This window comes from Marinobacter sp. LQ44, assembly GCF_001447155.2.
Classification (GTDB): domain Bacteria; phylum Pseudomonadota; class Gammaproteobacteria; order Pseudomonadales; family Oleiphilaceae; genus Marinobacter.
The window spans coordinates 4407557-4421619 of sequence record NZ_CP014754.1 but is presented as its reverse complement, the minus strand read 5'-3'; the positions used below and the strand labels follow the sequence as shown (position 1 = coordinate 4421619).

At 58.3% G+C, this 14063-nt stretch carries 10 protein-coding genes and 1 pseudogene; 6 read left to right on the top strand and 5 right to left on the bottom strand.

Annotated elements, in window-relative coordinates; translation table 11 throughout:
• Positions 1–2 precede the first annotated feature (2 nt).
• Positions 3–506 (bottom strand): tRNA adenosine(34) deaminase TadA, encoded by a 504-nt coding sequence (gene tadA / locus ASQ50_RS20220; protein WP_058089583.1) that lies wholly within the window; start codon positions 504–506, stop codon positions 3–5.
• A gap of 272 nt (positions 507–778) precedes the next feature.
• Here tadA and ASQ50_RS20215 point away from each other — a divergent pair, with 272 nt between their 5' ends.
• Positions 779–1810: a zinc-dependent alcohol dehydrogenase family protein gene (locus ASQ50_RS20215; protein ID WP_058089582.1), complete on the top strand. Its 1032-nt coding sequence runs from the start codon at positions 779–781 to the stop codon at positions 1808–1810.
• Positions 1811–1877: 67 nt separating this feature from the next.
• Here the strand turns inward: ASQ50_RS20215 and guaA are convergent, their stop codons facing one another.
• A complete protein-coding gene (guaA, locus tag ASQ50_RS20210) occupies positions 1878–3455 on the bottom strand; it encodes a glutamine-hydrolyzing GMP synthase (RefSeq protein ID WP_058089581.1) in 1578 nt (525 codons plus the stop codon).
• Positions 3456–3520: 65 nt separating this feature from the next.
• Complete coding sequence (gene guaB / locus ASQ50_RS20205) at positions 3521–4984, bottom strand: IMP dehydrogenase (RefSeq protein ID WP_058089580.1); 1464 nt, start codon at positions 4982–4984, stop codon at positions 3521–3523.
• Positions 4985–5174: 190 nt separating this feature from the next.
• On the opposite strand from guaB, the gene xseA reads away from it, so the two are divergent.
• The 3 genes and pseudogenes from xseA (at position 5175) to ASQ50_RS20190 (ending at position 9117) form a co-directional block, all read left to right on the top strand.
• Positions 5175–6554, top strand: a complete 1380-nt coding sequence (gene xseA, locus ASQ50_RS20200) for an exodeoxyribonuclease VII large subunit (protein ID WP_058089579.1) — start codon at positions 5175–5177, stop codon at positions 6552–6554.
• 96 nt (positions 6555–6650) lie between these two features.
• Positions 6651–8540, top strand: a pseudogene (locus ASQ50_RS20195) (acetate--CoA ligase); the annotation flags it as partial.
• Between the two features lie 367 nt (positions 8541–8907).
• Complete coding sequence (locus ASQ50_RS20190; protein WP_058089577.1) at positions 8908–9117, top strand: cold-shock protein; 210 nt, start codon at positions 8908–8910, stop codon at positions 9115–9117.
• A 103-nt stretch (positions 9118–9220) separates the two neighbouring features.
• Here the strand turns inward: ASQ50_RS20190 and leuA are convergent, their stop codons facing one another.
• Positions 9221–10915, bottom strand: a complete 1695-nt coding sequence (gene leuA / locus ASQ50_RS20185; RefSeq protein WP_058089576.1) for a 2-isopropylmalate synthase — start codon at positions 10913–10915, stop codon at positions 9221–9223.
• A 133-nt stretch (positions 10916–11048) separates the two neighbouring features.
• On the opposite strand from leuA, the gene ASQ50_RS20180 reads away from it, so the two are divergent.
• A complete protein-coding gene (locus ASQ50_RS20180) occupies positions 11049–11549 on the top strand; it encodes an Lrp/AsnC family transcriptional regulator (RefSeq protein WP_082888527.1) in 501 nt (166 codons plus the stop codon).
• Here the strand turns inward: ASQ50_RS20180 and ASQ50_RS20175 are convergent.
• On the bottom strand, positions 11537–12160 hold the full coding sequence (locus tag ASQ50_RS20175) for a TetR/AcrR family transcriptional regulator (RefSeq protein ID WP_058089575.1): 624 nt from the start codon (positions 12158–12160) through the stop codon (positions 11537–11539). The two genes, ASQ50_RS20180 and ASQ50_RS20175, sit on opposite strands and share 13 nt — an antisense overlap.
• Positions 12161–12285: 125 nt before the next feature.
• Here ASQ50_RS20175 and ASQ50_RS20170 point away from each other — a divergent pair, with 125 nt between their 5' ends.
• The gene (locus ASQ50_RS20170; RefSeq protein WP_058089574.1) at positions 12286–14019 is read left to right on the top strand and encodes a proline--tRNA ligase; all 1734 of its coding nucleotides are present in this window, start codon (positions 12286–12288) and stop codon (positions 14017–14019) included.
• Positions 14020–14063: the final 44 nt, after the last annotated feature.

Here is a 14063-nt window from a genome sequence, read left to right as displayed (position 1 = left end):
AGTTACTCCTTCCCTGAATTCTGTTTACGCCGCCGCCGAATCTCCGCCCGCCGCCGGCTGAAAAAATCACTGATAACTTGGCCGCACTCGTCTCCCAGGACACCGCCTTCCGCTTCTACTTGCCAGTTAAGGTGGGCCTCGTCCAGCGTACACCGGGCAGATTCTACCGCACCCGCTTTGGGCTCGCGGGCACCATAAACAAGGCGGCTGATTCGGCTGTGCACAATGGCGCCCACACACATGGTGCAAGGCTCAAGGGTGACGTATAAAGTTGCCCCGGTCAGCCGGTAGTTCCCTACCCTGGCGGAGGCATCCCGCAAAGCCCGAATCTCCGCGTGGGCTGTGGGATCACAACCGGTAATGGGCGCATTGTAACCCACGCCCAGCTCCTTACCATCACGGACAACAATCGCGCCAACGGGCACTTCGCCTATCGAGGCCGCCCGCTCCGCCAGCATCAGTGCACGGGACATCCAGTATTGATCATTCTTTGGTGAATCCGACATAAACGCGGCTCTGCTGATAGCGCCCTATACAACTACGATAGTGGCCAACCCCGAAAGCGCCACGAAAATACCATTATTCGCCGTCTTAACCAAGCGACGGCCCCGGGCGCACCCGCACTGAAAGAAGATTTTTTACTCAGACAACTGTCATACCGTTTTACCTTTCGGGGCCTATACTGACATAAGTCATGTTTCAATCAGTGCAGTCCGTGCAAGACTTACACGGACCTGAATCGCATCTGCAGCCGCACACCCGTCAAGGAGAGAACATTATGAAAGCATTGGTATTTCACGGACCAGGAAAGCGTAGCTGGGAAGACAAGCCACAGCCTGCAATCGAGAAACCCACAGATGCCGTGGTGCGCATCACCCATACCACCATTTGCGGCACCGACCTGCACATCCTGAAAGGCGATGTGCCAGCGGTCACGAAAGGTCGCACTCTCGGCCACGAAGGCGTGGGAGTGGTCGAAGAAGTGGGTGACGGAGTAAGTAACATCAAGGTTGGCGACAAAGTGTTGATTTCCTGCGTCACCTCCTGCGGGCGTTGCGACTACTGTAAGCGCGGCATCTATGCCCACTGCCGGGACGGCGGCTGGATTCTGGGGCATTTGATCGATGGCACCCAGGCCGAGTATGTACGCATCCCCCATGCCGACAACAGCCTGTACCACCTGCCTTCAGAAATGGACCCGGCTGCTGCGGTGATGCTCAGCGACATCCTGCCCACAGGACACGAGATTGGCGCTCTCGCCGGCGAAGTCAAACTGGGGGACACAGTCGCCATCATCGGCGCCGGCCCCATCGGACTGGCCGCCGTAATGACCTCCCGCTTCTACTCACCGGCGCGTATCATCATGATTGATCCGGACGAGAACCGCCTGGCAATGGCCAGGATGCTGGGGGCCACAGACACCATCGCCCGAGACCCCATCGAAGCCATCAAAGAACTGACCAACGGTGAGGGTGTAGACGTTGCCATGGAGGCGGTCGGCATACCTGAGACCTTCGATATCTGCCAGAGCATCATTCGCGCTGGCGGCAACATCGCGAACATCGGCGTACACGGCAAAAGCGTGGAATTCCGGCTGCAGGACCTGTGGATCAAAAACATCACGGTACGCACCGGCTTGGTGAGCACCAACACCATTCCGGTGCTGATGAAGGTCGTCGAGAGTGGCGATGTGAAGCCGGAGGACCTGGTCACACACCGCCTCAAGCTCAACGATATCGAAAAAGCCTACGACATCTTCAGCCAGGCGGCGAAGGAGAAAGCGGTCAAGATGTTGCTGACCGCCGAATGACGACCTGAAAACGAAAAAAGGCGGCAAGCATCCCTGCTTGCCGCCTTCCCGCTCTAGCCTGCCCGACTTATTCCCATTCAATGGTCGCGGGCGGCTTGGACGAAATATCGTAGGTCACCCGTGATACTCCGGAAATCTCGTTGATGATCCGGTTGGATACGGTTTCCAGCACTTCGTACGGGAGCCGCGCCCAGCGTGCGGTCATAAAGTCCACGGTTTCCACGGCACGAATCGCAATCACGTATTCGTAGCGGCGGGCATCACCCACTACACCTACCGACTTCACCGGCAGGAACACGGCAAAGGCCTGGCTGGTCTTGTGGTACAGGTCCGCCCGGTGCAGCTCTTCCAGGAAAATGGCGTCTGCGCGGCGCAGAATCTCGGCGTACTCTTTCTTCACTTCGCCAAGGATACGCACACCCAGGCCTGGCCCCGGGAACGGGTGGCGATAAACCATGTCGTAAGGCAGGCCAAGCTCAAGGCCAATCTTGCGGACTTCGTCCTTGAACAACTCGCGCAGCGGCTCAACCAGTTTCATTTTCATGGTTTCCGGCAGGCCACCCACATTATGGTGGGATTTGATGACATGGGCTTTACCGGTTTTGGAAGCGGCAGATTCGATCACATCCGGGTAGATGGTGCCCTGGGCCAGCCAGTTCACGTCTTTGATCTTGGCAGCCTCGGCATCAAACACATCAATAAAGGTGTTGCCGATGATTTTGCGCTTCTGCTCGGGATCATTAACCCCCTTGAGCTTGGACAGGAACAGATCTTCGGAATCCGCACGGATGACTTTCACACCCATGTTGCTGGCGAACATCTCCATCACCTGATCGCCTTCGTGCAGGCGCAGCAGGCCGTTATCCACAAACACGCAGGTGAGCTGGTCGCCGATGGCCTTATGCAGCAAGGCGGCGGTTACCGAGGAATCCACACCGCCAGACAGCCCCAGCAGAACCTTTTCGGAGCCTACCTGTTCACGAATCTGGCGAACCGCGTCATCAACAATCTTGGCTGGCGTCCACAGGGCCTCACAGCCACTGATATTCAGGACAAAGTGCTCGAGAATCCGCCTACCCTGGAGAGTGTGGGTCACTTCCGGATGGAACTGGACACCGTACAGGTTACGGCTGAGGTCCTGCATGGCGGCAATCGGCGCGCTCTCGGTAGAGGCTAAAAGCTCAAAGCCTTCCGGCATGGCAACCACTTTGTCACCGTGGCTCATCCAGACGTCGAGCAGGGACTCACCCGCTGGTGTCAGGTGGTCGGTAATGTCCTGCAGCAGAGGGCCCTTGGCCCGAACTTTCACCTGGGCGTAGCCGAATTCGCGCTTCTCAGAGCTGGCAACACGGCCGCCCAGTTGCTCCGCCATGGTCTGCATGCCATAGCAGATGCCCAGAATCGGAATGCCTTTGTCGAACAGCCCTTCCGGTGCACGGGGACCACCCAGTTGGGTTACCGATTCCGGACCACCCGCCAGGATGATGCCTTTGGGATTGAACTCGTTGAGTTCTTCGTCTGTTACGTCAAAGGCCTTGATTTCACAGTACACGCCGATTTCACGCACACGGCGGGCGATCAGCTGGGTGTACTGGGAACCGAAATCAAGAATCAGGATACGGTGGTCGTGAATGTTCTGAGCCATGGAGTCCTCGGGCTTTAAAAAAACAGCGCGGCCCGGAAACCGGGCCGCGTCAAATCAGGCAGTTCTTAGCCGATTCGGTAGTTGGGAGCTTCTTTGGTGATGGTCACGTCATGCACGTGGCTCTCACGCATCCCGGCGTTGGTAATGCGCACGAATTCCGGCTTGGTGCGCATCTCATCCATAGTGGCACTGCCTGTGTAACCCATGGATGCACGCAAACCGCCCACCAGCTGGTGCACGATGTTGCGCATGGGGCCTTTGCAGGCCACACGGCCTTCAATGCCTTCCGGCACCAGTTTTTCAATACCTTTGCTGGCGTCCTGGAAATAGCGGTCGCTGGAACCCTGCCCCATGGCACCGATAGAACCCATTCCACGGTATGCCTTGTAGCTCCGACCCTGGAACAATTCCACTTCACCCGGGGCTTCGTCAGTACCCGCCAGCAGGCTACCGATCATGACGCTGTGGGCGCCCGCTGCGATGGCTTTTGCGATATCACCGGAGAACCGGATACCACCATCGGCAATCACGGGGACGCCGCGCTCTTTCAGCGCTGCGGCCACATTGGACACCGCCGAAATCTGCGGCACACCAATGCCGGCGACAATACGGGTGGTACAGATGGAGCCGGGACCGATGCCCACCTTGACCGCATCCGCGCCGGCATCCGCCAGGGCAATCGCTGCACCCGAGGTGGCAATATTGCCGCCAATCACCTGAACATCAGGGTAGTTCTGCTTTACCCAGCGAACCCGGTCAATCACACCCTTGGAATGGCCATGGGCGGTATCCACGACAATCACATCCACGCCGGCTTCGGCAAGCGCTGCAATCCGGGCATCGGTATCGCCACCGGTGCTCACCGCCGCACCCACTCGCAGACGGCCCTGCTCGTCTTTGCAGGCCAGCGGGTAGTCTTTGGCTTTCTGGATATCCTTGACGGTAACCAGGCCCCGCAATTCGAATTCGTCGTTCACCACCAGGACTTTCTCGATGCGGTGACGGTGCAACAGCTCTTTGATCTCTTCCAGGCTGGCGCCTTCTTTGACGGTAACCAGTTTTTCCTTCGGCGTCATGATGTCACGCACCAGCGTGTCCATCCGGCTTTCAAAGCGAATATCGCGGCCAGTGACGATACCAACCAGATCGTGGCCATCCACAACCGGCAGCCCGGAGATGCTGTTGGCCATGGTGATATCGACCAGCTCACGGACGGTGGTTTCAGGCGTTACGGTAATCGGATCTTTAACAACGCCGCTCTCGTATTTCTTGACCTTGCGTACGGCAGCCGCCTGCTGTTCCACTGACATGTTCTTGTGCATGATACCGATGCCGCCTTCCTGAGCCATGGCAATGGCCAGCTCGGCTTCAGTGACCGTATCCATGGCCGATGACACCAGCGGAATATTCAGGGTGATGCCTTTGGTCAATTGAGTCTTCAGCTCCACCTGATGAGGCAGAACTTCGGAATATCCGGGCACGAGGAGAACGTCGTCAAACGTGAGGGCTTCTTCGGCAATACGCAGCATTTGGGTCCGCCTTTTGAACATGCTAAGTTTGGAAATTCCATGCTGTACCCGCGGCGGCACAGCAAGGCAAAATCCTTAATCGATCTATTATAAAGTGGTGCCAACAGACAGTAAACCGCGAGGTTTTTGGTGTTTGGTTGCATCTTTTTGAATTTCCGTTATTTTTACCCCTCTCTTTCGGCTATTGCGTATGAATAATCACGGAGCGCGCCCTTTGATACCCCCTTACCCGGATTCCCGGCCCCGGGCCCTGTCGGTCAGTGAACTCAACCACCAGGCACGGCATCTGCTGGAAACCAGCTTTATGCAGGTCTGGGTGGAGGGCGAATTGTCCGGATTTTCAAGACCTTCCTCCGGCCACTGGTACTTTTCCCTGAAAGACCAGAAGTGCCAGGTGCGCTGTGCCATGTTCCGGGGTGCCAACCAACGCCTGCGCACCCTGCCCCGTGAAGGCGACCAGATTCGCATCCGCGGAAAGGTCACACTCTACGAGAACCGGGGCGACTATCAGATCATTGTCGAACACCTGGAACCGGCAGGACTGGGTGAACTGCAACAGGCCTTTGAGGCCCTGAAGCTGAAACTGCAATCGGAGGGCCTGTTCGACCCGGCAAGGAAAAAGGCCATTCCAGCCACACCGCGCCATATTGGTGTTGTGACTTCGCCCACGGGCGCCGCCATCCATGACATATTAACCGTACTTGCCCGCCGCTGCCCCGCCATACCGGTCACCCTCTACCCCACAGCGGTTCAGGGCCAGGCCGCCACGGGCGACATCGTCAACGCAATCCAGCGCGCCCAGCAACACGGCGTGGCCGATGTCCTGATCATCGGGCGCGGCGGCGGTTCGCTGGAAGACCTGTGGTGCTTTAATGAAGAAGCGGTTGCCCGGGCTATCGCCAGTTGCAGCATTCCAACTGTCAGCGCAGTGGGCCATGAGGTTGACGTGACCATTGCCGATTTCGTGGCAGACCTTCGGGCCCCCACCCCCTCAGCGGCCGCTGAGAAGGTTTCCCCGGACCAAAACCACTGGCTGCGCCGGCTGAACGAGCAGGAACTGAGGCTGAGCCAGGCGGCGCGCCGGCTAACCCAGCGCCTGCACACCCAGCTTGGCCACCTGTCTGCACGGCTGCGGGACCCACGCAGGGAATTGCAGGAAAAGGCCCAGCGCATGGATGAGCTGGACGTTCGGCTGAACAAGGCGATCGCCCAGCGACTGACCCAAACCCGGGTAAAAACCGATCACCTGACCCAGCGCCTTGCCACCCAATCCCCACGCCGGACACTGATCGCCGCCCGGGACCAGGTGACCCGGCTCCATGAACGCCTGGAGATGGCCACCCGCCATTACCTGAAGCAGCAACAGGAACGCTACCAATACAACGCCCAGGCACTCCACGTTGTCAGCCCGCTTGCCACCCTGGGGCGCGGTTACGCGATTGTGAGGGATGAGCAGAACCAGATTGTTCGTGACGCCAGCCAGCTTGGCGAAGGCGCCGCCATCACCGCCCGACTGGGCCACGGCAGCGTGACGGCGAAGGTGACGGAGATCAATTCCAACGGGGATTGAACAGGCAAAAACGGCCAACTACGCCTATGGTCTAGTAGCCCCTGTTTCTAAAGCTCCTACAGTTGTGCATAACAGCCACAGAACAATAACAGCACAACTGAGGTGGAGAGCATGACATACCACTCCGAGTTCCGCCGGTCTATCGACCAACGGGATGACTTCTGGCGCGAGCAGGCCCAGAACATTGACTGGATCGAAACCCCGAACACCATCTGGCAGGCACTCGATAACGGTCACGGCCAGTGGTTCCCCGACGGCCTTCTGAATACCAGCGACGTAGCGCTTGATGCCAACATCCGGGCGGGCCGTGGTCAACAGACAGCCCTGATTTACGACTCGCCGGTGACCAATAGCCAGCAACACTTCACCTATGACCAATTACGGGATGAAGTAGCCCTGTTTGCCGGCGCCCTGCGTGCTCGCGGGATCGAGAAGGGTGACCGGGTCATTATCTACATGCCAATGATTCCGCAGGCAGCCATTGCCATGCTGGCCTGTGCCCGCCTGGGTGCCATCCACTCAGTGGTTTTCGGTGGGTTTGCTGCCCACGAACTTGCGGTGCGCATTGAGGATGCCAAGCCCAAGGCGCTGATCACGGCCTCCTGCGGCATTGAAGTCACCAAGGTCATTGAATACAAACCGTTGGTGGACAGGGCCATTGAGCAATCCAGCCACAAGCCTGAGCTGTGTGTGGTGTACCAGCGGCCGCAAGTCACAGCCAACCTGTCGGAAGGACGGGATTACGACTGGAACGACATGACCGCCAATGCGGAGCCAGCAGATCCGGTGCCAGTGAAAGCCACCGACCCGCTTTATGTGCTTTACACCTCCGGCACCACCGGAAAGCCAAAAGGCGTGGTGCGGGACAACGGCGGCCATGCCGTGGCACTCAAATACAGCATGAAACTGGTCTACGACGCCAAACCCGGCGATGTCTTCTGGGCGGCGTCAGACGTGGGCTGGGTGGTAGGCCACAGCTACATTGTCTATGCGCCCCTGTTCGCCGGCTGCACCACCATCCTGTATGAGGGCAAACCGGTAAAAACCCCTGACGCCGGCGCCTTCTGGCGGGTAGTCCAGGATCACAAGGTGAACATGCTGTTCACCGCGCCCACCGCCTTCCGGGCCGTGCGCAAGGAAGACCCCGAAGCAGATCGGCTAAGCCGCTATGATGTCTCGTCGCTGAAACGCATTTTCCTGGCCGGCGAGCGGTTGGACCCACCCACCTACGAATGGCTGAAGGAACACACGGGCCTGCCGATTCTCGACCACTGGTGGCAGACCGAAACCGGCTGGGCCATCTGCTGCAACCCGGTAGGCATTGAAATGATGACCACCAAACCGGGCTCGGCGACGGTACCGTCGCCCGGCTTCAACGTGCAGGTCGTCGATATGGAAGGCAGCCAGGTACCGGCCGGCGAGCAAGGCCAGATAGCCGTCAAACTGCCCCTGCCACCGGGGTGCCTGATGACCGTATGGGGCGACGACAAACGCTTCCAGAGCAGCTACCTGGATCCGATTCCCGGCTTTTACAGCTCCGGCGACGGCGGCTTTATTGATGACGACGGCTACGTGTTCATCATGGGCAGGACCGATGACGTGATCAATGTCGCCGGACATCGCCTGTCCACCGGCGAAATGGAAGAGGTGGTAGCTTCACACCCGGCAGTCGCGGAATGCTGTGTTGTAGGCGCCCACGACGACATGAAGGGCCAGACCCCGGTCGGCCTGGTGCTGATCAAGGACGGCGCAACCATAGACCAGGATGAACTGGAAGAAGAACTGGTAGAAATGGTCCGCGACAAGATTGGCGCCATAGCGTGCTTCCGTCGGGCCATGGTGGTAGAGCGTTTACCGAAGACCCGGTCTGGCAAAATTCTGCGCCGCGTCATCCGCCAGATTGCGGACGGTGAAGAGTACAGCGTACCCAGCACCATTGATGATCCTGCCATCCTGGAAGAGATCAGCGAGAAATTCGTGCGCTGACCAACCCCGCCCGTGCACACGGACGACAACACAACTCTGCCTCAATGACCGGCAGAGTTGTGTTTCATCGTTATGACAACCCGTTGTTTTTTATCAATTAAAATCCCGACACTGATCACTAAAAAAACAATTGACGCCCCCCAAAGTCGGTCTATACTGAAAATTGCTGTGCTCTTCTGCAGCGGTATTTGACGAATGCGCTACAACGTCCTGCCCAGGCTTCGCGTTGCCCCTTCCTCAGTACGCTCCGGACGACTCAGCATCGACGGCTTCCGCTCCGGCGGAAACCGCGTTTGTATGGATCCAGAGTCTGTGCGAAACAAGAAGGTCCCGTGAGGGCAAATTTTCAGAAAGACAGGAAAGATCGATGTCCGATACCAAAACTGGCCACGTGAAGTGGTTCAACGAATCCAAGGGCTTTGGCTTTATTGCCCAGGAAGGCGGCAGTGACGTTTTCGTTCACTACAGTGCAATCAACTCCAACGGTTTCCGTACCCTGACAGAAGGTCAGCAGGTGCAGTTTACCGTTACTCAGGGACCCAAAGGCCCCCAGGCGGAAAACGTAACCCCTCTGTAAGGGCGACAGTTTACCGCCGGATGCCCCTCACGGGCAGACGGAAAACAGAACGGCCGGCAACTATGCCGGCCGTTCTGCGTTCAGGCGTAGACAGAACCGGGCATCAGACCGCTTCCGCCGCTTCCGGCGTCTTTGCTGCCGGCATATCCGTGCCCACCGCCTGGGCCACTGCTGAAAACAGCGCCTGCAGGGTCGCCGAGGTGGTATCTTCCGCCAGGGCCGCTGCGCTGCAATGCTGACCATTGGCGGTCAGGCGAATACAGGCCAAGGCATTGGCGTTGGTGCCCTCGCCCAGAGCAAACTCATCGTATGCCTCTACCGCCACCGTAACGCCAAATCGCTTGGCCAGCCCGTCAGACACCGCCTCAACCGCACCCAATCCGCAGCCCTCAAAGGTCACGGGAGACGTGTCGCTACCGACCACCACTTCCGCACGAACACCCGCTTCGTCCCGATGCAGATCGTAGGAACGCAGTGACCAGTCTTCATGAACCTTCAGGTAGCGGTCTTCGAACAGGCGGTGGATGGTGTGGGAATCAATTTCGCCACCGTTGGTCTCGGCTTCTTTCTGGACCACTTTACTGAATTCAATCTGCAACCAACGCGGCAGGGTAATGTCGTAGTCCCGCTCCAGTACATAAGCAACGCCACCCTTGCCGGACTGGCTATTGATGCGCACCACCTCTTCATAGCGACGGCCCACATCGAACGGATCGATGGGCAGGTACGCCACGTTCCAGGCGTCGCCCTCCTTACGGCGGGCCAGGCACTTACGGATGGCGTCCTGGTGGCTGCCTGAGAAGGCGGTGAACACCAGCTCGCCCGCATACGGATGACGCGGGTGGGTGGAAATCTCGGTACAGGCTTCCACCACCTCGGTAATTTCCGCCATGCCGGACAAGTCCAGGGTCGGATCAATGCCCTGTGAATACAGGTTCATGGCCATGGTTACCAGATCCATGTTGCCAGTGCGCTCCCCGTTACCCATCAGGGTACCTTCAATCCGGTCAGCGCCGGCCATCACGCCCAGTTCGGCCGCAGCCACCGCACACCCCCGGTCGTTATGGGTATGCAGACTGATGCTGATGTGCTCGCGATACCGGATGTTTTCGCAAATCCACTCCACCTGGTCGGCAAACACGTTAGGGGTAGACATTTCTACGGTAGCCGGCAGATTGATAATCACCGGCTGCCCCTGATCCGGTCGCCACACCTCGGTGACCGCATCAATCACTTCCGCAGCGAAGTCCAGTTCGGTGCCGGTGAAGCTCTCCGGGGAATACTGGAAGGTCCAGTCGGTGTCCGGATAACGGGCGGCAATCTCCTTCACCAGGGTGGCGCCTTTGACAGCGATATCGCGGATACCGGCCCGGTCGAGGCCAAATACCTGTTCACGCTGCACTGTCGAGGTAGAGTTGTACACGTGCACAATGGCTTGCTTCGCACCCTTCAAGGCTTCGTAGGTACGCTCGATCAGTTCCGGGCGGGCCTGGGTCAGCACCTGAATCTTCACATCGTCCGGAATGCGGTTTTCTTCGATCAGCTTGCGGCAGAAATCAAAATCCGGTTGGCTGGCGGCTGGAAAACCAATCTCGATTTCCTTGAAGCCCAGCTTGACCAGCAAATCGAACAGGCGCTGCTTTTGGGCGACAGACATGGGCTTGATCAGCGACTGATTGCCATCCCGCAGGTCGACAGCACACCAGGTGGGTGCTTTCTCGATAACCTGGTCCGGCCAGCGGCGGTCTTTCTTGGCAACCGGTTTGAAGGCGACGTATTTACGATGATCAAAGGCCATAATGGAACATTCCTTTCGCTGTTCGTATCAATGGGGAGAGTGTAACGCCCAAACGACGCTATTTGGTTGCTATTTTAGCCAAAAACCGCTATTCATAAGCCACACATTGCCAACAAGTCAGGATTTACAGCATATGATTGCGAACAATGACAAGACACTGGTCAGAATTGACAAAACTGACCGGAAAATCCTGGAACAATTGCAGAAGGACGGCTCCCTGACCAACCAGCAACTGGCGGAGAAAGTCGGGCTTTCGCCCTCCCCTTGCCTGCGCCGGGTGCGGGCGCTCGAAGACGCGGGCATCATAGTGCGCACAGTGACCATTCTGGACCACAAAAAACTCGGGTTATCTCTGACCGCCATCATTCTGATCGGCATGGACCGACATACACCGGAACGCTTTGCCGCTTTCGAGGAACAGGTGGCGGTCTTTCCAGAGGTGCAGGAGTGCTATCTGATCACCGGCCAGAGTGCCGATTACATGCTGAAAGTGGTGGTGCCAGACATGGATCATTACCACCAGTTTCTGCTCAACCGCATTACCCGGATTCAGGGTGTCAGCGGGGTGCACTCCAGCTTTGTACTGCGGAGGGTAATCGACAGTACCGCCCTGCCCCTGGGCTATCTTTCCTGACGTGTCAGCTCTGCCAGGTAAGCCCTGGCCATACACTTTAACTCCACCACCAACTGCTGCCCCTGGTCGTCCGGCAGGGTGGCTGCAAGCCGGAGGATGGTTCCGGCAGATCGGGGCAACAACAGGCTGGCAGTCCAGCTGCGCTCTTTCGGCAGTGCCGGGTACTCCTGCTGGAGCCTGGCATCCAGGTCTCGAGCGTTGCTGTAGAGTTCCCGCAGGTCCAGCTCCCGAAGTTCTGGCATGGACTCCACGCCGCTCCAGATTGCCGAGTACGCCGGTTCGGTGCGGTAGAAGTCGTAGAACTGATCAATCAGCACATCCACCGCGTCGTGCAGGCTCAGCTCAGGCAGCTTCTCCCGCAGCGCGGTTTCCATTTTCTCGACATGCCCTTCGGCAATGGCATGAACGATGGCCGCCTTGTTCGGAAAGTAGCGGTAAAGGGACGCTAACGACATGCCAGATTGCCGGGCAATGGCGGACATACTGGTACCATCCACACCGTTCTCATGAAAAATGGCCGCGGCATGGCTGAGGATATTGCCTACCCGCTCCCGACTGCGCGCCTGAACCGGTCGCCGGCGAGGTGTTACGTCGATAGATTCGTCAGTCATCATCTGTACCTTGTGAAGCAGGCTCCGTACAATAACGTCCACTTTACGACAAAGAAAGGCAGAAGCAGGCCAGAAGCCCTGCCAATTAGTCTTAACCCCCACTTTTCAATAAAGCGGAAGACACGATGCGAGCAAGCCGTTACCTGATTGCCACCCAGAAAGAGACACCCTCAGATGCAGAGATTATCAGCCATCAGCTGATGCTGCGCGCCGGAATGATCCGGAAGCTGGCCGCAGGCCTCTACACCTGGCTCCCCATGGGCCTGCGCACCCTGCGCAAGGTGGAACGAATTGTTCGCGAAGAGATGGACAAGAGTGGAGCCCAGGAAGTTCTGATGCCGGCCGTGCAGCCAGCCGAACTCTGGCAGGAATCCGGGCGCTGGGAGCAGTACGGCGGCGAACTGCTGCGTATGAATGACCGCCACGGCCGGGACTTCTGCTTTGGCCCAACCCACGAAGAAGTCATCACCGACCTGATCCGCAACGAGCTGAAAAGCTACAAGGAACTGCCGGCTAACTTTTATCAGATCCAGACCAAGTTCCGTGATGAGCGCCGCCCCCGCTTCGGCGTTATGCGTGCCCGCGAATTCATCATGAAGGATGCCTATTCCTTCCACCTGAACGCAGCTTCGCTGGATGACACCTACCAGGTTATGCACCAGACCTACTGCAACATCTTTGATCGCCTCGGGCTGGATTATCGGCCGGTGCAAGCGGATTCCGGTGCCATTGGCGGCAGTGCCTCCCACGAGTTCCATGTACTGGCATCCTCCGGCGAAGACGCCATCGTGTTCAGCACCGAAAGCGATTACGCCGCCAACATCGAAAAAGCTGAAGCCATTGCCCCTGCGGGTGATCGCCCGGCTCCTGGCGAGACCATGACCGAAGTGCACACGCCAGGCCAGAAAACCATCGAAGCCGTTTCCCAGTTCCTCGGCCTGCCGGCAGAGCGCAGCGTGAAGACCCTGCTGGTCAAAGGCGAAGCCGACGAGAACGGCGAATCCGGCCTGGTTGCACTGATTCTCCGGGGCGATCACACCCTGAATGACATCAAGGCCGAAAACCTGAACGGCGTTGCCGAGCCGCTGACCATGGCCACCGATGAAGAAATCGAAAAGGCCATTGGTTGCAAACCCGGCTCCATCGGCCCGGTCAACCTGGCTGTGCCTGTGATCGTCGACCGCAGCGCTGCCCACCTGGCAGACTTCGTGTGTGGTGCCAACAAGGACGACTACCACCTGACCGGCGTTAACTGGGAACGCGACGTACCCCTGGGCCGGGTGGAAGACCTGCGCAACGTGGAGGAAGGTGATCCCAGCCCGGATGGCAAGGGTACCCTGGAGATCCGCCGTGGTATCGAGGTCGGCCACATCTTCAAACTGGGTAACAAGTACAGCTCTGCCATGAACGCCACCGTTCTGGATGAAAACGGCAAGACGGTGATCATGGAAATGGGCTGCTACGGCATTGGCGTTTCCCGCATTGTGGCCGCGTCTATCGAACAGAACCATGACGACAAGGGCATCATCTGGCCAGACGCCATCGCTCCGTTCCAGGTGGCCATTGTTACTCTCAATGCCCACAAGAATGCGGTAGTGGCCGAAGCTGGCGAGAAACTTTACAGCCAGTTGCGCCAGGCGGGTTACGACGTACTGCTGGATGACCGTAACGAACGCCCGGGCGTGAAGTTCGCCGATATGGAATTGATGGGCATTCCTCACCGGTTCGTGATTTCAGAGCGCGGGCTGACCGCCGGCACCCTGGAATACAAGGGCCGCCGCGATGAAGAGAAACAGGACATCCCGGTGGAAGAAGCGCTGGCGTTCCTGGTGAAAGCCTCCCCGAAGGGCGGCCTCTAAGGCCGCTCGATCATCCCCTGGGCTGCCTGAAAGGGCAGCCCCCC